At 38.0% G+C, this 24769-nt stretch carries 19 protein-coding genes, 1 pseudogene and 1 other annotated feature; of the genes and pseudogenes, 16 read left to right on the forward strand and 4 right to left on the reverse strand.

Annotation, left to right across the window (positions count from 1 at the left end):
* The first annotated feature begins 60 nt into the window (after positions 1-60).
* Positions 61-323: a binding site (T-box leader), on the forward strand.
* A 58-nt stretch (positions 324-381) separates the two neighbouring features.
* Both metG and ACZ444_RS02780 read left to right on the forward strand, forming a co-directional pair.
* Positions 382-2019 carry a methionine--tRNA ligase gene (gene metG, locus ACZ444_RS02775; RefSeq protein WP_382359300.1) on the forward strand — a complete coding sequence of 546 codons (1638 nt, stop codon included), beginning with the start codon at positions 382-384 and terminating at the stop codon, positions 2017-2019.
* 350 nt (positions 2020-2369) lie between these two features.
* Positions 2370-2516, forward strand: coding sequence for a GNAT family N-acetyltransferase (locus ACZ444_RS02780; RefSeq protein WP_464433803.1), 147 nt, complete (start codon positions 2370-2372; stop codon positions 2514-2516).
* A gap of 87 nt (positions 2517-2603) precedes the next feature.
* Here the strand turns inward: ACZ444_RS02780 and ACZ444_RS02785 are convergent.
* A protein-coding gene (locus ACZ444_RS02785; RefSeq protein ID WP_382359297.1) for an IS3 family transposase occupies positions 2604-3720 on the reverse strand; the annotation gives its coding sequence in 2 pieces (ribosomal slippage) (positions 2604-3453 and positions 3452-3720; 1119 coding nt in all).
* A gap of 116 nt (positions 3721-3836) precedes the next feature.
* Between ACZ444_RS02785 and ACZ444_RS02790 the strand changes: the two genes are divergently transcribed.
* The 4 genes from ACZ444_RS02790 (at position 3837) to ACZ444_RS02805 (ending at position 6783) form a co-directional block, all read left to right on the forward strand.
* Positions 3837-4082, forward strand: a complete 246-nt coding sequence (locus tag ACZ444_RS02790; protein ID WP_382359294.1) for a hypothetical protein — start codon at positions 3837-3839, stop codon at positions 4080-4082.
* Between the two features lie 123 nt (positions 4083-4205).
* Positions 4206-4445, forward strand: coding sequence for a hypothetical protein (locus tag ACZ444_RS02795; protein WP_138600526.1), 240 nt, complete (start codon positions 4206-4208; stop codon positions 4443-4445).
* Positions 4446-4693: 248 nt separating this feature from the next.
* Positions 4694-5206: a type 1 glutamine amidotransferase domain-containing protein gene (locus ACZ444_RS02800; RefSeq protein WP_010530576.1), complete on the forward strand. Its 513-nt coding sequence runs from the start codon at positions 4694-4696 to the stop codon at positions 5204-5206.
* Positions 5207-5733: 527 nt separating this feature from the next.
* Positions 5734-6783 carry a 2,3-butanediol dehydrogenase gene (locus tag ACZ444_RS02805; protein ID WP_382359290.1) on the forward strand — a complete coding sequence of 350 codons (1050 nt, stop codon included), beginning with the start codon at positions 5734-5736 and terminating at the stop codon, positions 6781-6783.
* A 1415-nt stretch (positions 6784-8198) separates the two neighbouring features.
* Here ACZ444_RS02805 and ACZ444_RS02810 read toward each other — a convergent pair.
* Positions 8199-9318, reverse strand: a protein-coding gene (locus tag ACZ444_RS02810; RefSeq protein ID WP_138919703.1) for an IS3 family transposase whose coding sequence is annotated in 2 segments (ribosomal slippage) — positions 8199-9051 and positions 9050-9318 — 1122 coding nt in all. Because the reading frame shifts where the segments join, the coding sequence is not laid out codon by codon here.
* A 157-nt stretch (positions 9319-9475) separates the two neighbouring features.
* Between ACZ444_RS02810 and ACZ444_RS02815 the strand changes: the two genes are divergently transcribed.
* The 5 genes from ACZ444_RS02815 to ACZ444_RS02835 all read left to right on the forward strand — a co-directional run bounded on the left by ACZ444_RS02815 (position 9476) and on the right by ACZ444_RS02835 (position 15444).
* A complete protein-coding gene (locus tag ACZ444_RS02815; RefSeq protein ID WP_464433568.1) occupies positions 9476-10636 on the forward strand; it encodes a reverse transcriptase domain-containing protein in 1161 nt (386 codons plus the stop codon).
* 697 nt (positions 10637-11333) lie between these two features.
* On the forward strand, positions 11334-11909 hold the full coding sequence (locus ACZ444_RS02820) for a hypothetical protein (protein ID WP_382358599.1): 576 nt from the start codon (positions 11334-11336) through the stop codon (positions 11907-11909).
* A 370-nt stretch (positions 11910-12279) separates the two neighbouring features.
* Positions 12280-13644 carry an endonuclease NucS domain-containing protein gene (locus ACZ444_RS02825; RefSeq protein WP_382358598.1) on the forward strand — a complete coding sequence of 455 codons (1365 nt, stop codon included), beginning with the start codon at positions 12280-12282 and terminating at the stop codon, positions 13642-13644.
* 114 nt (positions 13645-13758) lie between these two features.
* Positions 13759-15114: an IS1182 family transposase gene (locus tag ACZ444_RS02830; protein ID WP_464433229.1), complete on the forward strand. Its 1356-nt coding sequence runs from the start codon at positions 13759-13761 to the stop codon at positions 15112-15114.
* A gap of 120 nt (positions 15115-15234) precedes the next feature.
* Entirely contained in the window at positions 15235-15444 is a 210-nt protein-coding gene (locus tag ACZ444_RS02835) for a hypothetical protein (RefSeq protein WP_382359001.1), read from the forward strand.
* A 707-nt stretch (positions 15445-16151) separates the two neighbouring features.
* Here ACZ444_RS02835 and ACZ444_RS02840 read toward each other — a convergent pair.
* On the reverse strand, positions 16152-17156 hold the full coding sequence (locus ACZ444_RS02840) for a DUF3231 family protein (RefSeq protein WP_382358999.1): 1005 nt from the start codon (positions 17154-17156) through the stop codon (positions 16152-16154).
* Between the two features lie 387 nt (positions 17157-17543).
* Positions 17544-19277 (reverse strand): beta-N-acetylhexosaminidase, encoded by a 1734-nt coding sequence (nagZ, locus tag ACZ444_RS02845; protein ID WP_382358997.1) that lies wholly within the window; start codon positions 19275-19277, stop codon positions 17544-17546.
* A 204-nt stretch (positions 19278-19481) separates the two neighbouring features.
* On the opposite strand from nagZ, the gene ACZ444_RS02850 reads away from it, so the two are divergent.
* From ACZ444_RS02850 to ACZ444_RS02870, 5 genes and pseudogenes are all read left to right on the forward strand, one after another.
* Positions 19482-20912 carry a serine hydrolase domain-containing protein gene (locus ACZ444_RS02850; protein ID WP_382358995.1) on the forward strand — a complete coding sequence of 477 codons (1431 nt, stop codon included), beginning with the start codon at positions 19482-19484 and terminating at the stop codon, positions 20910-20912.
* A 361-nt stretch (positions 20913-21273) separates the two neighbouring features.
* Positions 21274-21582, forward strand: a pseudogene (locus tag ACZ444_RS02855) (IS3 family transposase); the annotation flags it as partial.
* 332 nt (positions 21583-21914) lie between these two features.
* On the forward strand, positions 21915-22481 hold the full coding sequence (locus tag ACZ444_RS02860; RefSeq protein ID WP_382358993.1) for an RNA polymerase sigma factor: 567 nt from the start codon (positions 21915-21917) through the stop codon (positions 22479-22481).
* The gene (locus ACZ444_RS02865; RefSeq protein ID WP_382358992.1) at positions 22471-23241 is read left to right on the forward strand and encodes an anti-sigma factor; all 771 of its coding nucleotides are present in this window, start codon (positions 22471-22473) and stop codon (positions 23239-23241) included. Before ACZ444_RS02860 ends, ACZ444_RS02865 begins: the two co-directional genes overlap by 11 nt.
* A gap of 147 nt (positions 23242-23388) precedes the next feature.
* On the forward strand, positions 23389-24744 hold the full coding sequence (locus tag ACZ444_RS02870; RefSeq protein ID WP_382358991.1) for a copper amine oxidase: 1356 nt from the start codon (positions 23389-23391) through the stop codon (positions 24742-24744).
* Positions 24745-24769 lie beyond the last annotated feature (25 nt).

Genomic DNA, 24769 nt, shown 5'->3' on the forward strand with positions numbered 1-24769 from the left:
TTGTTTTAATCATTCAGAAAACTTCTATTGCATGATATAATCACGCGGTATAATAAATAAATAAAAGCAATGAAGAGGAAAGTAAATTGATGTTATTTTTCTACAGAGAACTTCTATATGCTGAGAAGAAGTGAAAAATCGTTAATTGAATATGACCTCAGAGCTGCATAGTCGATATTCATTTTTTGAATTAGACTTTGACGAGATTAGTCACTTGTTACAAATGACGAAGTATAAATGAAATTGTACCATGTACTTCTAGAGGCTAATAGTGTGAATTATTAGTGAATTAAGGTGGTAACACGAGATCTCTCGTCCTTTTGACAAAATGAACTTATGTCTGAGGTTGAGAGGTCTTTTTTTATAAGGAGGATTATAAAGATGAATGTTTTTATAGGTGGAGCTTGGCCATACGCTAACGGTTCCTTGCACTTAGGGCATATCTCGAGTCTTTTACCGGGGGACATACTGGCTAGGTATTTTCGTTCAAAAGGGGAAGAGGTATTATTTGTATCTGGTAGTGATTGTAATGGAACACCAATTGCTATACAAGCTAAAAAAGAAGGACTTTCTACGCAAGAACTTTCAGATAAATATCATCGTGAGTTCAAGAGAAGTTTTGAAAACTTAGGATTTTCGTATGATATGTACAGTAGGACTGATGGAGAAGAGCACCATGAGGTAGTGAAAGAAGTATTCCTGAGATTGTTAGAAGAAGAACAGCTTTACTTGAAAGAAGTTGAACAATGCTATTGTGATTTTTGTGAGCAATTCTTGCCTGATAGGTTTGTAGAAGGTGAATGTCCGTATTGTAACCACGACGCAAGGGGAGATCAATGTGACAATTGCTCAAAAATATTAGATCCTTCTGATTTATTTAATCAGAGGTGTAAAGTGTGTCATGGAAGTCCAGTTTCTAAAAAGACTGAACACTTCTACCTTAAATTAAGTACTTTTCAGAAGGAACTCGAACAATTTGTCAAATCAGCAAAAGATCAAAATAGATGGAGAGATAATGCTATCCAATTAACTGAAAGATATTTGGAGGAAGGATTGCATGATCGAGCTGTTTCTAGAGATTTACCCAACGGTGTTAGTGTGCCTGTAAATGGCTATGAAAATAAAAAGATTTATGTTTGGATAGAGGCTGTCTCTGGTTATTATTCTGCCAGTAAAGAATGGGCTAAACTTAACAATAAAGATATTAATCAATTCTGGAATGAAGATACTGTATCGTATTATGTACACGGGAAAGATAACATACCTTTCCACACGATTATATGGCCCTCCATATTGTCCGGTATAAATAATAAATCTCTTCCTGACTATATCATATCCAATGAATACTTAACTCTTGAACAAAGAAAACTCTCAACTAGTAAAAATTGGGCTGTTTGGGCAGAAGATTTATTAAGCAAGTATCATCCAGATTCTATTCGGTATTTCTTAACAGTGAATGCGCCTGAAAGTAGAGATGCTAATTTTTCTTTTAGAGAATTTATATACAGCCACAATAGTGAACTACTCGGGGCATACGGAAATTTTGTAAATAGAGCCTTAAAATTTATTAATAAATCATATGAGGGAATTACACCTAAAGGAGAACTTGATGTTGAGATTCGAAAAATGGTTCAATCACTTTACGAGAGAATAGGGCATCTCATTTCTGATGGTAAGTTTAAAAAAGCTCTTGAAGAGATATTTGATTTTATTCGGTACGCAAACAAATATTTTGATGAAGAACAGCCTTGGATTCAAATAAAGGAGGACATTCCCTCGTGTAATGATACGATGGCTTCTTGTGTCTACATTATTGCTAATCTTTCTAAGCTTCTCAGCCCTTTCCTTCCATTTTCAAGTAAGAAAGTCCAAGAAATGCTAAATTTAAACAGCTCAGGTTGGGAAGAGTTGCTAGTATCAGGTATAGTCTTAAATGATGTAAAGCCTTTATTTGAAAGAATTGATAATAATAGAATTGAAGAAGAATTAACTGATTTGTATGATGGTATGCTAAAATAATTTAGTAAGATAGTGTTGTTTTTTCAGTGTTTATCGTGATATGCATACCGGATAATTCATGTAATAGTACTATCATACCGACACTTGAAACTGAAAGATTGTTAATACGTCCTTATAATCTAAATGATGCAGGAAGTGTAGAGGAGTTAGCTGCTGACAAAGAAGTGGCAGAAACTACTGTGGCAATACCACCCCCTCTATCCAAATGGACTTGCAGATACATGGATAAGTAAGCACCAAAAAAGGCTAAAGATATAGGTAACTATACGTTCGCTGTGATCTGAAAATCAACTGATGAACTTACGGGAGCTTTAACCTTCAGAGTAGACAGTGAAGGAAATAAAGCGGGAATAGGATATTGGTTTGGAGTGAAATATTGGGGGAGCAGTTATTGCACAGAAGCAGCCAATAGCTTTTTGGATTTTGGATTTAAAGTGTTAAATATAAATAAGTTTAAAGTGGACCCCATTGTCAAGACAATATTATTAAAAATTTAAGGTGGGTCATTCTTGTTCCTTGTCCATCTTATTCAGCCTAACCTTCCATGGGAAAGACAATACTCAAAGATGGAAAGGAAGAATGACCTATTCATAGTACATCGTAGCTGGTGTTTCATAGGATAAGGATTGATGTGGGCGTTCATGGTTGTAAAAGTTGATATACTCTCGAATGTTAAAGCGGGCTTCTCTCGGTGTCTCATAGGCTTTGAGATAGACTTCCTCATACTTGAGGTTACGCCAAAAACGCTCAGTGATGATGTTATCTAAAGCTCGGCCTTTTCCATCCATACTTATTTGAACCGTTTGATCTTTCAGCCTCTGGATGTATTGGGAACTTGTAAAATGACTGCCCTGATCGCTGTTGAAAATAACCGGCTTTGCTTGTGAAAATGCTTGATCCACGGCTTGTAACACAAAGTCCATTTCAAGTGTTTGATCCAGCGCCCAACTAATGATAAAGCGTGAATACCAATCGATGATGGCGGTTAAATACATCCAACTTTTCTGTAATCGAATATACGTTATATCGATTCCCCATACCTGATTGGGGTGCCTTACCTTCACTCCTTTCAGTAAATAAGGATAGATTCGATGTTGTAGATTTCGCTTGCTTAGGTTAGGTCCGGGATAGATGGCTTGAATGCCCATCTCACGCATATGACGTTGAACGCGTTTTCGGTTAATATTCACTCCTTCCAGTTGAAGATGGGCCGTTATCCTACGAGAACCATAGAAGGGGAACCTCGTATATATTTCATCAATTCGGTGTTTCACAGCTACATCTTCAGGCGATGGTAATACCGGCTGATCGTACAGACTGGTTCGATTCAAGCTTAATAATTCGGCTTGTTTGGTAATGGACAGGTTCGAATCCTGCCATTCCATCATCTCTATGCGCGTTTGTCTAGTCGTAGTAGATGCCAGATTTTTTTTTGATCCACGACAATTCCGTGGTTAATCGGCCTACTTCTGCATATAGATTTTCCATCTTTTCTTCGTAGGCAGCTTTTTCTTTTTCATGATTTTTGTTCTGTTTCTGAAACATCTGTGGCATTTGATCTAGAAACTGTTTTCGCCACTGGCGCAATTGATTGACATGGACCCCCTGTTCAGAAGAAATTTCATTCAATGTTTTCTCTTCTTTTAAGATTTCCAAGACAACTTGTGCTTTAAAATCTGATGAATATCGTTTTCGTTTCATAAACCTACCTTAACACAACCTTTCTTACTGTCTGAAATCTTGGGTCCATTATAGTTATTGGTAACCCAACACCAGAGGATATTTTATCAGATGATAAAGATGTAGATATATTTTTAATGGATGGTACGGTCTATACAAATGCAGAGGATATCGAATGGGTAAATGAAGAAGAGCTCAATACGGGCGAAAAAGTCGGCGAAATTAAAAATCAAACCGACGATAATGGAGGATTTGATAACTTTACTGCTTCAAAATTACCTGCTGGAACCGAAATATATAAATCTGAGGAAAAGAATGGTCCAATTTACATTGTAAAATTAAATGGTAAAGAAATTCCATATATAGGTTTACTAGAAGGCTAACTAAACTACCGCAAACGGGCGCCATTCCGGAACAAAACCTGCTGCGCCTTCTATTGGTTTAAAGGACCATTTAATTAAATAGATCTTATTAAAAATTATTCGCATATATTGAGGGGTGTTAGATTGACAGATGTAACTGATACAAAGGAATTTGAAAATATTTTAAATAAAGTTGATAACCTTGCCTGCAAAAATGCTAGATCATTGTTAAAAATTATTTATGGCTTTGTTAACACTGCAATGACCGGGAACGGTGGAGATAATGTGAAGTTGGAAACTTTAGATAAGATATCAAAAATTTATAAAGACGTTCCAGACATGAAAAGCCTAATGGACGGAGACAATTCTGGGAAGTTCAATTAATCTGCGCCTATTTGAAATAAATAATGGTTATTCTTTAATCGGGCGCAGTTGGGGAATAAAGACCAGCTCCCAAATGCCATTGTAGTGCACGTTTATGTAACACGATAAGGTAGAAGGGAACAAGTGCCTGTCAGTTAGAGCATCGTTATTTGGTTCGTGTATAATACGGTTCATGAGCATACTGCTTAATAAAGTTATGGGCAGTCTGCTAGAATATATTCGAGAATGATAAAGGGAGGAAGTGCTATATGAGTCGACACATTGCAGTCCTTGTAACAGACATGGTAGAAGAAATTGAATTAACTGATCCTGTGAAAGCTTACAAAGAAGCTGGGCATACGGTAGATATTATCAGTAATGAAGCAAAAAAAACCATCAATGGCAAAAATGGGGACGAAATACAAGCAGATAGAGGTATAGATGAAGTAAATGCAAACGATTATGATGCATTACTCGTACCTGGCGGGTTTTCTCCTGACTTACTACGTATTAATCCGAAGAATAGTGAGTTTGCGAAAACATTTTTCCAAGATAATAAACCCATATTTTCAATTTGCCATGGTCCACAGTTTCTCGTTAATACAGACCAACTAAAAGGTAGAGAGCTAACAAGCTTTGTTTCCGTAAGAAAAGACTTGGAAAATGCAGGAGCAACTGTAAAAGATGAAGAAGTAATCGTAGATGGAAACCTTGTAACAAGCAGAACACCTGATGATCTTCCTGCATTCAATCGCGAATCTCTAAAGCTTTTAGAAAAATAATTCGTCGATCGTATAGGGGGGGCTGTTAATCATGCAGCCTCTCTTTATTTTTTATTTGATAATAGATAAAGCGCTCATGCCCATCTGCCATGATCTTCCTCAAACGGGCGCCATTCTTGAATAAGGATTAGCGTGAGCATCATATATAAGGGTCATTTTATTGAATAAAATAATCCATATACGATGAAAATAAAAAGAGATTCAGATGAGGGGGGAATTCTTCTTATGAATATTTGTACGGTTAAATAAAAGTTCACTGAATAAACTGGATAAGTAAAAAGGTAAATATCGAGGAATGGTAAAATTATATGAACAAAGACCCGAGAATAAACCATGCAACCGAATTAAAATAAACAATCGCAAAACTGTTAATGAGATATGTGTATTTGGTTAGAAATTAAAGTCTATTTAATAGAAGGTTGGAAAAATCAATAGTATAATAAAATCATAGGAATTAATATTGATTATTCCTTCAATATAGTATTCTTATAACTATTTTCTACTAATTAAGCAGGAGGTAATATCCAATGAAAGCTGCAGTCTGGTATGGAAAAAAAGACTTACGGGTAGAGGAAATAGAACTAAAACAAACGAAAGATACCGATGTTAAAGTAAGGGTAGCTTGGGCAGGTATTTGTGGCAGTGATTTACATGAGTATGAAGAGGGACCGGTGTTTGTACCAAATGAAAAAGAGGATCCGTTAACTGGAGAAATCGCTCCGCTAACCATGGGGCATGAATTTGCGGGTGTTATTGAAGAAGTAGGTCCAAAGGTGACAAAATATAAAGTTGGCGATAGAGTAGTAATTAATCCAACAATCACTTATGGAAATAAGTCGGAAGACCTTGATCCTTATTATGGTTTCAGCTTTATCGGCCTTCACGGTGACGGTGGTTTTACTAAATATGCAAATGTACCAGAAGATAACGTTTATCTACTTCCAGAATCTTTAACACTACAGGATGGAGCTTTAGTAGAACCAACTGCGGTTGCCGTACAAGCTGTAAAAGAAGGGAAACTGCAGTTTGGTGATACGGTAGCTGTATTTGGTGCAGGTCCAATTGGTTTAGTGACAATTATTGCAGCTAAAGCTGCTGGTGCCAGCAAGATTATTGCTTTAGATTTGTCGGAAACTAGAATTGAAAAAGCAAAAGAATTAGGAGCAACCCATGTCGTTAACTCTAGCGAACAAGATGCTGTTACAGCAATCAAGGAAATTGTTCCAGATGGAGTAGATGTTTCCTTTGAAGTTGCCGGAGTAGCACCAACATTTAAACAAGCAATTGATGCAACAAGGGCACGTGGAACAATGGTTATTGTTTCTATATTTGCTAGGGAGATTGAATGGAATCCAATACAGCTTACAAATACAGGTGTAAAAGTTACATCAACAATCGCATATACACCTACTACATTCCAACAAACTGTAGATTTAATGGGAACAGGACAATTAAAACCACAGGGAATTATTACAGACCAAATTCAATTGGATGATATTGTTGAAAATGGATTCGAAGCATTGACAAACGATAAATCACAAGCAAAAATATTAGTGGAATTAAGTGGTGAGAAATAAAATGTATTATTTAACCCTGAGTAGCAGCTGTTACTTGGGGTTTTGTTATGACTGTCAGCTAGGTCCAGGTAGATAAATTAGCGAAGTGATATTGAACTCTTCTTTAAGAAGAATATTGACGATATTCTGCAATACCAGCTAATAGTAGAAGTGGATAATTCCATTAACGGGCGCGCGCGACAAGTTCCGCTATAAACGCTTTGAGGCGTGAACATGCGGGGAATTTTATTAAATTCTAACGTTACAACGAAGGATGGGAATGATGGAACCATGTTTCCTGAAACCATCCCGTCAACAAATCCTGCATGCGTCAAGGCTGACAGGCTTTGGGGTATGAAGCACAGGTGATTCGGCTGAACGAAGGCTGGAGCCACTCTTTTTTTAGAGAAAGGTATGCCAACGGATAGGCCGCACGGCTGAGAAACTGGATATGGTGAGAATGTTCTTTGGGAAAGGAACTGACAAACTTCCGAATGTACGGGTCTAGAGTTAAAACATAGGGAAACTTATGTGTCATCCAACGATGACGTGAGTGGTGTAGAGTAAAAATGCGCCCTCTGAAATACGCTATACTGAACAAAGGCGGTATCCAGCTCACAGGCTTAAAGGAAGCACCTACGTCCAGTATGGATAGCTACGTTGTAAGGGACTTGGGAAGCAAGGGACGTTGAAACAAGGACTGTCATCCGAAACGGTACTATAAGGCATATGCTGAAGGGTATTTATCCTTGTGAAGGTAGGGGTACGACCTGTGAATCTTCTGTAATGGAAGTGGAGGAACAGCCCCAAGTCTAGCGAATGGAACGATGGTTTTCCAAGCGTTTATCGCACCGATCGGGTAGGAACGTGGGATTTTCCACAGTGCGAGCTTCCAGGCAAGAGTTTTCTGTTTGGGCGATAGTTTTCCTCTTGTTTGAAGTTAACGAGGAACTTATCATTTATTACATATCGTTAGATGGAGCGTGGAGTGCGGGGAAACCTGCATGCTCCATGTGGAGCAGGGGAAAAGCTGGAGATAACTTCAAAGGCTTACCTATTGCTAACGCTAATCGAATAGTGCGTCCTTCTGAATAGGGCCACATTGTTCCGTTACAGGGGGGATAAGATTGATTATAAAAACAATTATTGGCTCCTTGATGGCAGGAGTAATTTACACCATTATTATGGGGATATATTTCAAAAAGAATGGAATAAGCCCTTCAAGAAAATATATAAGCGGTATAGTAAGGTGGACCCCATTGTCAAGACACATATTTTATAAAAATAAGGTGGGGGGTGAGTTATCATTGTTTTCCCTTTCCCATCTTACTAACTAGCTCTTTCTTGTGTCAGGTTCTGTCAAGGGCGTATTTTCCCTTGACAGGTTCTGGCACAGGAAAGATAATTGCCCAAGATGGAAAGGATAACGGTACGGGCTACCCGAAATAAATAGATGCCGGTGTTTGATAATCTAATGATTGATGAGGCCGTTCATGATTATAAAGGTTCATATAATCCCTTATATTGCTTCTTGCCGCTCTTGGTGACCCATAGTCCTTTAAATAGACTTCTTCGTACTTAAGGCTTCTCCAAAAGCGTTCAATCATGATATTATCCAATGCCCGCCCCCTTGAGTCCATACTAATTTGTACGGATGGATGCTCTTTTAAAAGATTAATGTATTTTGGGCTGGTAAAATGACTGCCTTGATCACTGTTAAATATTTCAGGTGTACCGTGCGTGAATGCGTGTTGTACGGCATCCAGGACAAAGTCAATTGCCAACGTCTGATCCAGTTCCCAACTGATAATGTAACGGGAATACCAGTCGATAATGGCCGTTAGATACATCCAGCTATTATGCAAGCGAATGTATGTAATATCAATGCTCCAAACCTGGTTGGGCCGAGTAATATTCACTCCTTTCAGCAGATATGGATAAATACGGTGCTGTAGATTGCGTTTACTCAAATTAGGACCCGGATAAATGGCTTGTATACCCATTTCACGCATGTGACGCCGCACTCTTTTACGGTTGATATTCACTCCTTTTTTCTTTAGTATTTCAGCAATCCTGCGTGAACCAAAATACGGATATTTGGTATAAATCTCATCAATCCAATGTTTCATGGCAACCTCTTCCGGTGACGGTTGAACAGGCTTATAGTAAAGGCTTGAACGATTGATTCCGAGTAGTTTAGCCTGCTGGGAGATAGGCAGTTCCGGATCTACCCAGTCCACCATCTCCATCCGTTCCCGTCTAGTCGTGGTATATGCCAGATTTTTTTTTGATCCACGACAATTGCGTGGTTAACTTTCCGACTTCTGCATAGAGATTTTCAAGCTTTTCTTCATAGTCGGCTTTCATTTTTTCCTGGTCCTCATTCTGCTTGTTAAAGAGCTTCGGCATTTCTTGCAGGAATTGTGTTTTCCACTTATGAAGTTGGTTCACATGGATTCCGTTTTCCGAAGCAATTTGGCTCATTGGTTTTTCTTCCTTCAAGATTTCCAACACGATTTGTGATTTGAATTCTGGTGTATATCTTTTGCGTTTCATATACCTACCTTAACATCTCCTTTTTTCGTGTCTAAAATCTTGGGTCCATTATACTTTTACACCAAGGGAAATGTATTTAATTAATCCAATGTGTTATTGCTATTATACATTTTTGGTATTCAAAGTTGCTAGAGATTATTTAAAGTCAAGTAGCTTATTGGATTTTTCTCGGGAAAATATGGACGTTTTTTATTCAGGAATATTAGACCTTGGTAGTAAAAAAGATGATATCAAAAAGAATGCTTCTTTTAACAAAAACTATAATAACTTTCAAAAATCTAAACAGCAAAACTTTGGTCATGAAGCAGTAAAAATTGACTTAAAAGACTTCTTTAATTCTATAAAAGTCTCAGAATTAATTAGTAAACTCAGAAATATTGTACAGGAAGAAAAGCTTGTTAATGATTTGAAGGAGTTTTTTGATTTTTGCTCCTTTAACACGTTACCTCAATTACATTATTCGATAGCTTCTTCGATACTGTCACAATTTTATTTGAATAGTTTTGATGATAGTTTATCCCAAATTCTCAAGAGAGAAGATCTTCATTTAATTAGGTTTGTAGATGATATGTATATTATCTTCTTGAAGGATTCAAGTTCCAGGGAAAAAAACATTTTAATAGATGAACTTAATTCTTTATTATGGGATGATTCTCTCATATTAAATACTAATAAAACGGAACTACTTAGTGCAGGTGATTTTGAAAATGGTCATGAAATATTTGTAACTGATTATGGCGAAAGAACATCATTCTCTATAGAGAAACAAGTAGAGAAGAAAACAAAATCTATTATTGAAAATGGGGATATGGTGAACTTAATTCAAGAGTTGAACGATTTAGAAGACTCAGAAGGTATAAACTTAAATGCATACAATAACCTTGTGAAGAATTACTTGTCTATAAGTGGAGAAGATGCAAGTAAAGTTCTCACTCATATAGTCTTTTCAAACAAAATAGTAAAAATGGATGCAGGAGATTTGCTTCAAATTGTACATGATTGGAGATTCATTCTATTCAACCCTAGGATGTTTACAATACTTTACATTAAAGTATATAGATTATTGGAGAGAAGAAAGATAGTTACTGATAATGGTCAGCGAATACGCAAAATGTTGAACTATCTCTTTAGCAAAAGAATATTTACTTTTCGAGATGGTGTTGTTTCAATGAATTATCTACTTCAGAGCAATTTAAGACATTCAGACTTATTAAACAAGATAGAAACTATCAATAAAGACTATGTTAAATTCATTGAAAATTATCTGATTAAACGTAAGATTAAGTATAACCACTACACAGAAAATGAAGTATTCTAGTGGGGATTAGTGTACAAGTTTATAACTTATCTTTATTCCATGAATAGCAACAACACATCTTCATACCAAAAAGTATCAAGGTTATCTCGATTCGAGTTAAGCTATATATAAGCCATTTTACACATGCCTTGTGTAATACCCTATAATATCAATAATTCCAAACTTATTTCAATTTCGACCACTAGTATTTAGGTTCAACAATAGACGTAAGACAAGATGTTCGTTCTTGATAGTGTGATTTTATACATTGATTACGCTAAGCGTTTTTTACCACCTTCGCCATCTTTTGTACCAGTGTGTGACAAACAATTTACAATTAATGCCAACCCAATTTACCACACAGGAAAAGAGTCACTATTCATCAGCGCGAATTCAGCAACCCGCCACCATTGACTTAACTTTTGTCCGAGTTGTGGAACTATCGCACTGATCTAAAGTGTTTTAAGTTTAATGACAGTATGGAATTGAATTTTTTCCAACATATGATTTAAACATCTATTATTCAGGGTGGTATGAATTAGATAACTTATTAAATAGCGAAGAGAATAAATTATTCTTCTTACAGTTGCTGATAGATGACTCAAGCTATTCAGCTCCTAGACATTTGACTGGAAAAATTCAAGAAGTTACTTATAGAAAAGTTAATAAGTGGATTATTAAAGAGTATGTTTATACCAATTTAGGGGGGTGGGGTTAAATGCCATATGAAATTATAGCAGCTGTTCTTAGTATTATCTCGTTGATTATTTCAATAATTGTTGCTATGACGAGCCTTTGGAGAAGCAATGCTAAAATAAAAATTCATCAACTTCAGGAAGATAGAAATTGGATATTGAAATCGTATGATGGGTTGTTAGCATCAAATTCATCGAAAAATAAAAAACACGAGCCTAATATGACAAGCATTACTTTAGTAGAAATTATAATAACTAATAATAGCTCGCTTCCACTTTCCGTTTTGGAACTTAGAATGGATGGGGCCATGTACTTTAATTCTTATTCATACACAAATCCTACATACAAAGTAACCCCAGATAATGGCAGTGAAATCTTATTTGGCAGTTCTCATGATCCTTTACATTATCTCCAACCAATATTTACGCTTGAACCATATACGAGCGAACGAGGACATCTTCATCTTTGGATGCATAATAAAGAAAGTATCCAACCGGGGATTCATACATTAACAATCATAACTTCCAGAGGAAACTTTAAACGTAAAATAAATCTTAAAAATACCTTCGAGTCTGCAAATCAAAAGCTTTACACGTGACCTCGGCGATAAGCTGATGTGTTTAAAGCACCTTTTAGTTTATGATATTTATTTTGGTTATTTATAATTTAACACGGACATTGCTCTTACCTTTCCGTCTGCTTATTATAATAATTATTTATGATGTATTTTCGAGATTAAATGAACGCCTAATTATACGATGTGTGTAATTAGAATAAATAAGTACGATTAAAATAAACGAGCACAGTGTTAAAGAAGCGCTGTGCCTGAACCAGGCCATTATGTTGAAGGCTTGAATTTAAGATAAATCGACGGTTAACCGTTTTCATATAAATTGATGCTCGTGGTGTAATTTTCCTGTGTAATAAACGGGGATTACTTAAGTTATTTTTTTAATCGGAGGGTTTTGATGACAAGGGGCGAAGAAGTAATTAGAGACTACCTAGCTGATAATTTAAATTTTATCGAAGAAGGGCTACAGTTAATTGACAAAGAGTATTATTTACCTAATAACGATGGGTCTAGAGGATATATTGATATTTTAGCGACCGATTCTCAAAGTAATTTCGTAATAATTGAACTTAAAAGGTCTGTACAAGCATCAAGACAAGCAATTCATGAGGTGATTAAATATACAGCATTACTGAAACAAAAACATAAGGTAAAGGATAGTGAGATAAGAATAATAATTATTTCTACAAATTGGGAAGAACTATTAACGCCATTTTCAAAAATGATTTCAAGAACTAATTATTATGTAGAAGGGTACGACATTAGTATTGACGATCATTTTATTCCCGATAGCAAAACCAAAGTTGAACCGATAACCCCCCCCCTCTTGAGGAAGTTTTCAGCGATGCACTTAGGACTTTACTGCAAAACTGATAATACAATGAAAGTACTTCTAGCTATTTTGTCTGAAAAAGTTCAAGAAATAGGAATTATTAATTTTGTATTCTTAGAAAAAGAGGCAATGGTTGACGGTAAATATCCCAACCCTTATTGCCTTTACTTTACATTATTAGAAGAAAGCTTGGAACGTTATTGGGATATTATTGATGATTTAGATTGTAAAAATGAATCTCATTGTAGGGATGTTGTTAATGAATATATAAGTCAGCACGAAGAAAGAACTGAAGAGGTTGAGAGACATTACCTTGAGCAGGAGATTATTACGGAGATCATGAATGCTATAACAGAAATTAAGGACAAAGAACTTGACTACTTCGTTGAGGGTGAGACTCCAGAAGGATTGGCAAACAGTTTAAATTTTTGGAGAGTAATTAAAGTTAATAGATTTGGTTTTATTGAAGGTGATATAAGATTAACAGACAAACAAATCATTAAAGAGATAGTTGGATTTGATGGTGGAAATTCCGATGTATTCATTGATTTCTATAATACACAACAAAAGGCAAAGTATAATGAAATATCACAAAATATATCGACTACCTTAGCTTTTAATAGAAAATGGGAGGAAGATATATTAAGGGTTCTAAGAAATCATCAGAGTGATAAAGATACTAGAATTAGTTTGTATATTTATGATCGAAATAATGTGTTAGAAAGTATCTATACAGCAATGTATTCAGAAAACAACACATTACCATCATATGAATTAGTGGTTGATGTTAGTGATGTTGAATATCCTTGTACATATATATATTACGGAAAACTAATATGGAATAGAAATATGATTAAGTTTGAAAATCTCATAAATAAACATTTTGCTAGTGACAGTTTTAATATTTTATTATTTGAGCGAATTTCATAATTCATAGCCCTTGCGGCGCAAGGACTTAAAAACGTAAAAAAGGAAGTACCTCCCCAAATCTTGTATAATGGTAGTTGAACTAAAACATCCATAGAGATTGGAGGAATACTTCCTATGACTATTATACGACAACCAAGCTTATTTAGCATCCAAGAACTTTATGACATGGAACCTACCCAAAAGTATGAGGCGATCATTTCCGCCGTTGATTTGGATGCCATTTATCACGACATGGCTAAAAAATCCCGTTTGGGCGCGCCTGAAGAGCTGAATGTTGCAGCGATGATTATTTCCGTTTTCATTCGGTATGTTGAACGCATCCCAACCATAAAAGACCTGAAAAAACGCTTAGATGATGATATTGCCTTCAAATTGAATTGTGGATTTCTGGTTTCAGACAAGATTCCTTCGGAAGCTTCCTATTCCCGCCTTTTAACCAAGCTGAGCGAGTCAGATGCATTGGAAAAGGCCCAGGAAAAAGTTGTTCTTCAAGCCATTGCCGAAGGCTTTATCGCTGATGATACAGTCGCCATCGATGCGACTCATTTCGAAGCACGTGATCAGGCCCCGCCTAAAGAAGAAAAGGCAAAGCCGGAACCGAAAAAACGCGGCCGTAAATCCAGGGAAGAGCGTGACCAATGGCTCCAGGAACAAGCTGAGAAAGAAGCGAATCTGCCTCTTTATGACAGGAAAATCGAAGCTCAACTGGATGCATCTTTAACAGAACTTCGAGACGGTGTTCCCCGGGATCCCCAATGGGGGATCAAGAAAAACAGCGAAGGCAAAAATACATTCTGGTTTGGCTATAAAGGACATCTGGCTGTCGGCACATCAAGTCAATACATTTTACAGGCCCTTTTCTCATCAGGAAATCTAAATGATGGAAAAGCCGCAATTCCTTTATTGAAGGGGATGAATGAACGCTTGCCTCTTTCAAACTTGCGTTATCAGACGATGGATGCGGGTTATGATTTTGAACCGATTTACACGCAGGTCTATCGAATGGGCCAGCAATCTATCATTGCCTATAATAAACGCAATGAATCGGAACCCATAGGGTTTGATAAATATTTTGCCCCAACATGTTTCCGTGAACATTCGTACCGTTATGAAAGTTACGATGCCAAACATGAAACCCTGAAGTACACAAACCCAAAGGAATGCAAAGACTGCCCTTTAGCCCATGAAGACATATGCCAGAAAGTATTCAAGATGAAAATCACTAAAGACCTCAGGCGATACACAGCCCCGGCACGGGGCTCTAAAGCTTGGAACACCATCTACAAGCGCCGATCAGCCGTTGAACGTGTCAATGCCTATTTAAAGGAATTCTTTCAGCTCAACAATGTTCGCCATCGTTCAGGGAAACGCGCTCAGATCCATTTTGATATCGTTACGTTGATGTATAATGCATCGAAATTAGCCGCAGACCGCATTGATGCCGCGTTAAAGCAGCAGCAGGCTGCTTAGAGGAATTTTAAAAAAATACACATTAGAAATTCTGCAGGTCTTTGCGTTTTTAATAAGAGCAATTATGAAATTGATTCATTTATAACTACTCATTGGATTGAATCGATTAACAACGAGGTAATGCGAGATTTAGGATTAGAATATGTTTCTGACTGCGAAATAATTAAAGATGGCAAGGAAGAAACGGTTAAAGAAGAAGCTAAAGGTGGTAAACGATATGAACTATCATCATTTTATAATAAAAATCCTAATTTTATAGAAAAGTTAATTAAAGTATTTAATGAGTATTCAACATATCCGTTATTTTTAGAGGAGAAAAATAACGGGTAATGACAACATTAGGGTTGGTTTAACGTTATTCAATAGCCCTCAACGAGTAAAAGCTTAAATGATTGTCTTAATTTTAACCTACTATAAGAGAGGTTATACAATGTTGAAAACAATTGCTATAGATGTTTCCGATTCCGTATTCGAGAATGAAATGCCAGCAGCATTTATGAATATAACTAAAGAAGACCTTGACAATACTTAAGAATATATTGTTTCCATGTTATATATCTGGTGTCGATGATTATAAAGCACTTTTGGAATTAAACATTTTTACGTTTGCGCATTATAGAGAAAACTTAGTGAAAGCTATTCGTTCCGATATTAATCTATTAATTGATTAATAATCTGTAGTATGTGTTTTAGAATAACGTAATATAATTTGACCACTTAATTGACCACATTCTTATTAGATTGCAACAAACATAAACAAACGGTTGTTCTGTTATTGAAAAAATAACACCAGTTATTGAAGGTGGACGAATATAAGTCAATGCTAGAAAATCTTGATGGAGAATGGGCGGCATGATGTAAATTATGCCCCCATCCCTTGTCATGACAGGGGATTACTCTTGTGCAAAAGTGAGAACCTCACAATAATTATATACAAGGACGTTTTCGTAAAAGTTATTGACTTCTGCGGAAACGTCCTTTCTTATTCTTAACGGGTAGCGCGATAGACCAAAACAATTTTTCCATGCCTACATCGACTACTTCTTTTTAGCTAATTCTTGACGATCCGCAGCCTCGGGTGGTTGTTCCATCCAACCATGATCAATCAGTATTTTCGCCCCATCATTAGAAAACTTGGCAATTTCGGCCATCAAACGCGCATAGTTGACGCCTAAATCCCGACGTGGACTGGTCGACATAGATATACCGTATTGGCCAATCCCGGAAGCAACTAATGCTGAAACATGAAACATCATAAGCTTATCCGAAAAAGGAGAAACGGTGGAGTCCGTGACTTCGGATGTTAGAGGGGATGCGCCAGAAAGATAATTTTTATGAAGGAGTGAATTAAATATTTCAAAATGTTTTCCGGAGATTTCACGTCCTCTTTCAAGATATTGACGAACGTCACTATGCTTTGCAACCTGACTAAATCCGGTAATAAGAGCCTGGCCAAGTGTATTTCGTTCGCTATTGTAAACAAGACTGCCGATTTCAACACCTAATAGTGGCCGGGGGTCACCGAACAAACCTCCAGATAAAAAGCTTTGATTCTGAACAAAATCGACTTGTTCAGGGACCGGAATATGAGGTGCGCGAACATATATCCCCTTTTGCTTGGCCACGCTTTTAGCCCAATTGTGTAACTTCACCGTTTCGGACAAACAATCTTCATAATATGCCATGATGTCATCGCGTGAGGACAGCGATAAAGCTAAACTGTATGAGCTAAGGCCAAATTTCCCCATATTAAGGATATAATTCAAATACAAAATATCCGAAAAAAGGCGCGGGGCATTGAGATTAACATCATGTTCCGTAAATCCCACCGGAATCGGATAATTTTCCGATTGAAAAATAGCCTTGACACGTTGAACATGCTGCTCAGAAATGGCCAGAGCATATTCTAAAACAGAGCGAATGTCGGGATCTTCAATGTTGGCTAGAAAGTATTTAATCCCACAAATGGCCATAGAATCATTTTGATAAGATGTCCAAAGATTCGAGATTTCCGATGCCGTTAATTTTGGTTGATGTTCCATTTTATCTTAAAAGCCTCCTGAATCGTTTATAGATATTTTTTGATGCTCTATAAGAAAGTATTCATATATCTTTTTTAAGACAGAAAAAAGGAACCCTGAAACATAAGTTTCAAGGTTCACAAGACATATATTGAAAGGTATTCAGGATTCCTGACCAGAACCTTCACAAGCCTTTGGATAGTTATAATGTGTCATCTTTTAAAAATAAAATACACGCTATTAGCTTGAAAGTCATACCTTTTCCTATTCAATTAAATGGTATCCCAGCACACAATTATTCAATTTAAACGTCCGTTTTCTGAATAAGCATTTGATAGTGTTCAAGGCCTTCACCAAGGTTTAAATGCCTTCTTATATAACAAATCCGGCATGTTCCCTTTACGCTGATCAGGATGTCTTCTGTGAAATAGTTTCTACTCTCTCATTGATCGATTGAAAATCAGGTACCTGGGTCTGTTCATTCGACAGGTGGTATTTTGCTTTTAAGTGCGTGATGCGTTCGACACTTTCGTCAATTCTGTCTTCACTGATTTCGCCATTCTTAACAGCTGCTTTTAATTCATTGAAAACGGTGGCAATTAAATCGGGATTGTGTCCAACGAGCAATAAATCGCCTCCCGCCTTGACTGACTGGACTGCTGCATCCGCAACATTATATTGATTCGTAATTGCATCCATTGTTAGGTCGTCTGTGATAGCGACACCATCAAAATTATAGTCTTCTCGCAAAATACCTGTGATCACCTTTTCCGACATGGATGCCGGATAAGTTTCGTCTATTGCTGGCAATAATATATGGGCGATCATGCCAGTATCAGCACCATTCGAAATGGCTTTCTTAAATGGTTTCAGTTCAAGTTTGGACAGTTCCTTATAGTTTTTATTAACTTTCGGGAGTTTCAGATGAGAATCCGTTGCGGTATCACCGTGCCCAGGAAAGTGTTTCATGACTGAAATGATTCCTTCGCTCTGGATTCCCTTCATCGTCTGAATGCCCAGCCTGGAGACAATATTCGCATTGTTTCCAAACGAACGGTCACCGATGACAGGATTATTCGGATTACTGTTAACATCGAGGATAGGCGCGAAGTCTAAATTAAAGCCAAGTGCTTGTAGTTGCTTGCCAAGAATCGTGCCCACATTGAAGGACACATCCGGGTCGTTCAGTTCCCCGATCGAACGGCTTGTCGGCAGGCTTTTCACCCTATCGGGCATTCGCGTCACACTCCCGCCTTCTTCATCGACTCCCAGCAATAACGGGTGAGGGTTATCAGCATTCACAGCCTTCATATCATTTAAAAAGTTGACAGTTTGGGCGACACTTTGGATGTTTTTGTCGTATAAAATAATACCGCCAACATGATATTTCTTGATGATATTTTTTGTTTTGGAGGTCACTTCCGTTCCATTGACCCCGCTGAAGATCATTTGTCCGATTTTTTCATCAAGACTCATATCATTGTCACCCACATCGCCGGAACTGTCATCACTCTCTTCAGCATCCTCACTTTTCTCGCCGTTCACACCATCCTCGTTTATTTCCTTCGATAATGAAATATGATCCACATCAGGATTGTCTGAATCGTTCGCAGGCTTCGGAAACACCCACTTCAAAACATAATCATCGGAAAGGTCATAAACAAGAATAATTTGGTTAACATTTTCGTCTTGATAGTAACGCGTATTATCGGGTTGTTTATATGTTTTAATCGTGTCCAGGTCGAATGATGTGACTGTTTCCTGCGACGAACGCATATCAGTTACAACATCGTTTGTAATACCGACATCGATATCATGTGACGGATAGTTCAAAAAAAGACCAACATCCGTATTAGTCGTCTCATCCGGTTCTCCCCAAACCTCTTTAACGTTATCGACAGTCGTTTCACCGACAGTGATATTGCTTTCCGGAATTTTTCCTTGTTTGGCTAATTCGAATATATTGTCCAAAGCTGCTTCCGGCTCTTGAACCTCTTCTTTTTCATGAGCCGATGATGAATTCTTTGGTTGTTGGTTTGCTTGTTTATCATTTGTATTATCCCCCAATGAACGGGTGAAAAAGAGAGCTGCCCCAAGAGCGATAACAGCAATGATACTAATAATGGTAATGCGCTTGATCATAGTAGTTCCTCCTTCCGCGAATAGTCATTTTATACTTAGGCTGCAGTGTTATTTTCCATTCACATCATTTATAAAATTTTAACATATGAGTGAAAGAGTTGGAGAAAAAATTAATTATATTGTTCAATTATTGAGAATTGCCGTGCGTTATGTATGATAGTATAATAGTGTGATAAATAATAAATAAAGGGAAGGGTTTGCTTGATGAAACAGGATACATTGAACCATGACTTCGAACAATACTGCGATGAACTTTTAAAAAAATACAAGGTGCCTGGTTTTTCGCTTGGATTAGCCAAAGAGGGTGAATTGTTTTACGAAAAACATTTTGGATTTCGCGATATGGAGGCTGGATTAGCGTTATCGCCAGATACCATCTTTGGAATAGGTTCCATAACGAAAGCTTTTACGGCCATTGCTATTCTTCAGTTACAAGAGAAAAGAAAACTTTCTGTCAATGAATGTGTCACTAAATACTTACCGGAATTCAGAACACCAAATGACGCGTACACAAAACAAATGACCATTCATCATTTCTTAACACACTCATCAGGCCTTCCGCCAATGCCTACTTTAATGGGGGCCGTGAAAAAAAGTATGGAGAAGGATCCAGTATTCACGGCAGAACAAAAGGAATCAATTGATGCCATACAGGCAATTGATACTTATGCAGAATTAATGGATACCATTGCAAAATCAGATTTTACACTGCTGGGACCACCGGGAGCTGAATTCAGTTATTCAAATGATGCATTTGGTCTTTTAGGTTTGATTATCGAACGGGTTAGCGGTAAACCGTATGAGCAATATGTGCAGGAAAACATTTTACAGCCCGCCGGTATGCATAACAGTGGTTTTCAACTTGAAGACTTGCCAGGTTATAAAGATGCAGCCGTCTTATATGACGTGGGGAACCAGGACGGTGACGAGATAATAGTCCGGTCCAATAACCCCTGGGATGCGCCAGCCATGCGTGCAGCTGGATTTTTAAAGTCAACAGTAAATGATATGCTCAAATTCACGGAAGTGATTCAGAATGACGGAATGATTGGCGATGAGCGTATTCTGTCCACTGAAAGTGTAAGGTCAATGACAACACCTCACATCCAATGCGAACAGGGTACCTATTATGGATACGGTTTAATGATCATTCCAGATTTCTTTGGATACAAGCTCATTCATCATGGCGGAGATATGAAAGGCGTAACAGCTCAGATGAATATTTTGCCTGAATGCCATCTAACAGGAATATCCCTTGCAAACTTAGCAGGCGCACCGTCTACAAAACTGCTTTTTGGTGCATTTACCAGTTACTTGGGCAAGTCTATTGAAACATCATACTTAAACACTGAAAATGTAGATTTAACACTTGAAAGTTTAAAAGAATTTGAAGGAACCTTCATATCTGATGATGGTATGAGCCTTGAATTTTATGTGAGTAATGGCAGTCTCCGTTTGGCAGGTGCTGGATTGCCGGATAATAGGCTTAAGCCAAGTGGGGATGATCAATTTTTATATCCTATGAGAGAAATGGAATTCCCTGTTTATTTTATGAGAAATGAAGAGAGGAAAATTTATCGGATTGCATTTGCATCGAGACAAATCCCTAAGATAAAGAACGAGGGGCACGAGTGACTTAACCTTCCGATACTATCCATTTAATTCCAATAATTTACCTTTCAATTGAAGTCCAGCCAAGCTAACAGCGCACTGGATTTCAATTGGACAAGTTACACTTAGTTGGACAAGTTCATTAAGGTCATATAGACTTAATTCAATATAAGTCGGAGAATGACCAAAAGAGAAAGAAGAACTTTTTCTAAAGAATTCAAAGCTCAAATTGTCCAGTTGCATATCTCAGGAAGCCCAGAAATGAAATCGAGTTGACGTCTCCTCCTTTGATAAATGGGTTCATTTTTGTGAACGTTATGGCGGATCACATATACTTCGTCCCAGCACGTGATAATCAGGAAGAAGAACTAACGCGGCATGTGCTGAACAGAAATGGCATTATATCTGCGTTCTGGTAGACTTATATAGTGAGACTATTGGTCACAGTGCCGGTCCACACAATAGCGTTGTCGCTGAAGCCATGTTTAAAACTATTAAAACGGAGTTCGTTAATGGAACCATTTTCCCTACCCAACAAGCCCTTGACCTAGAATTGTTTGATTATGTGAATTGGTTCAACAATATTAGGATTCATGGGTCATTAAATTATTTAACACCACTGTATATAAGTCGATGCCCCTTTAAAAATCTGTTCAGCTTAGTGTTGGCATTCCAGCTTCCAGGGGACATCTAAGTTCAGTATGGATAGCTAGGGTGTAAGGACTTGGAAACAAGGAACGTTGAAACAAGTACTGTCATCCGAAACGTTTGCTATAAGACTTGTGCCAAAAAGGAATTCAGCCGAATTATGAAATTCACTTGTGATATGTTGTCAAGGAACATAACCCAGATTCCAATAGATGGTGCTGGGTGCCGCAGCTCATTTAAAGCGTGTTTTTAGTTTGCGAAAGTTGAGATAGTGATCCAAAATGTTTTTTTAACCGTTTACTGTATATACCTTTTTCCTTCCAAGAACCATTATGGTATCGTAATAAATATGTCATTGAGTTGAAGAAGGAGAATGTTATGGGAGAACAAGATGCAGAACTGTTCTATCGTATCCAGAATAAAGAAGAAGACGCGTTGGAACAGTTATACGATCGATATGAAAAATTGCTATTTTCTTTTGCATATCGCATGACCAATAACAAATTTCTTGCAGAAGAAGCTGTTCAGGATGTATTCACCAAGATTTGGTCAAGGCAGCAAAGTTTTGATAAAGAAAAAGGCAAGTTCTCTTCCTGGTTATTAACGGTAACAAGGAATGCGTGTATTGATTTATTGCGTAAAAAGAAAGATCCGGCCTATGAACTGGAAGAACGGGATTCTCTTCAAGCACAAGAACCGACTCCCGAAGAAACCGTGGAATGGCAGGAGTGTGGTGAACAGGTCCGGAAAGCAATCAAGCAATTAACGAAAGAGCAGCAGAAAATGATTGAGCTATTTTACTTTAAAAGTATGTCGCAGGCCAGCATATCTAAAACATTTAATATACCGCTAGGGACCGTTAAAGGAAGAGTGCGGCTGGCTTTAAAGCATTTAAAAGAAATACTGGCATCAAAGAATGAAAGGGGGGTTCAGGATGACGGCTAACCATTGTGATCGTCTGCTTGACTATTTTAATAACCAGTTGACTGGAGAACAGAAAGCAGCATTCGAAGCACATTTACTGGAATGTGACGATTGTCGGAAAGAATTGGTGGAACTTGAGCAATTGACCGAGGATCTCCCATACAGCAGTGAACCTGTTGACCCTCCAAGCGGCATGAAAAGACGTGTATTATCAAATGTCATTAAGCAAACCGCGGATGATGGGCATGAAAAGGATAATATAGTTCCTGTTTCGGAAGGTCAGAATGAGCCATTTAAAAAGCGGAGAGGATGGTATCGACCATTAATCGCGGCAGTATTGACGCTTTCTTTAGTTGGGAACGGAGCGGCAGTAATTTATCTAACGAATAATGATGAGCAGGCGACCGAACAGGCCCCTGAACCAGGAGAAGATGTTTCACGGGATACGCTCGAAACAGTGAAGACTTTGCAGCCATCTAAAGGTGTTAAAGCGCAGGCAACTGCCATGATGATAGGCCAAAATAATCAGACGAGTCTGGTTGTCCAGGCGAGCGGATTAGAGGAGCTCGAAGATGAGGAAACCTATCAAGTGTGGGTTCTTAAGGATAAACAGCCATACCGTGCCGGCACCTTTGTACCAAATGAAGACGGTGACGGCGGTGTCTCCTACGTTATGGATTATGAGGGAGAAACAAACTTTGACACGATAGCCATTACTAAAGAACCCGATGCAAACAGTCAAACACCCCAGGGAGATATACTTCTGAGTTCATCACTATAGAAAAAAGAAAAATCCGGAATGCGCCCATGACAGTGCATTCCGGATTTTTCTTCACTTTTTCAAAAAAATAGTGATCCAATTATGAATTTACCCCGTTAGCTTAACACAAAACAGAATAACAACATCTTTTAAGGGAGAGGATTCATGATGAATTGGAAAAGAACTTTGGTTGCAGCCCCATTAAGTGCGGCGCTTATATTCTCGGCAGCTGGAATGCCGGTGAGCGCAGAAACATCTGACAATAGTCCTTCTGTTGATAACGCAGCACTGGATTTGAGAGCCGACTTGGGCCATTTGTTGAGTGAACATGCATTCCTGGCCATTGAAGTGATGCGTAACGGAGCAGATGGATCAGAGGGTTTTCAAGAATCGGTAGACGCTTTGGAATCAAATACTGAGGATTTATCGGATGCCATCGCATCAGTTTACGGTGAGGAAGCAGGTCAATCTTTTAACGACATGTGGAGTGCACATATCGGTTATTTCGTTGATTATGTGAATGCAACCGCAGAAGGGGATGAAGAAGCAAAGCAGGCAGCATTGGATGAGTTATCACAATACCGTGAGGACTTTTCCCAATTTCTTGAAAAGGCTACAGATGAACGCCTTGAAGCAGGATCACTGGCGGACAGTCTGCAAATGCATGTGGATCAATTAATTGGAGCTTTCGACAGCTATGTGGCCGAGGATTATGAGCAAGCGTATAATCATGAACGTGAAGCAATCGGACATATGCATATGGTAGCAAAGGGATTGTCATCAGCTGTCGTTGATCAAATGCCGGATCAGTTTAATAACACCATGGCCGTGACACCTGCAGGAGATCTACGGTCAAATTTAGGTAAACTTTTATCAGAGCATGCCGGCATCGCAGCCATTGCCATGCAAAATGGGATTGAAGGTGCGCCGGATTTTGAAGCATCAACCAATGCATTAAGCGGCAACACGGAGGATTTGAGTGCAGCCATTGCTTCTGTGTACGGTGATGAAGCCGGTCAGGCGTTTAACGACATGTGGTCAGAGCATATCGGTTATTTTGTCGATTATGTAAACGCAACTGCTGAAGAAGATGAAGAAGCTAAACAAGAGGCATTGGATAACCTTCAAATGTATAAGGAGGACTTTTCAGCGTTCATTGAAAAGGCGACCGGCGGCAATGTAGAAGCATCTGCCATGGCTGAAGGACTTCAAACACACGTCAATCAGCTGATCGGGGCATTTGATAGCTATGCTAATGGTTCCTACGATGAAGCATTCAACCAGACACGCGATGCATACGGACATATGTATGGAGCAGCTAAGCTATTGTCATCGGGAATCGTAGCACAGAATCCTGATAAGTTTGCAAGTGATATGCCGTCTGAAATGCCTAATACCGGAATGGGTACGATGGCTGAACAAAACAGTAATATGATGTGGGCATGGATTCTGGGTGCAAGTGTATTTGCATTGGCGGCACTTGTAGCAATACGGAAATATACCACATCAAACCATGATAAATAATGTTCTACCTGGGAGGAGGCGTGTG

It is taken from the genome of Lentibacillus kimchii (genome assembly GCF_055381965.1).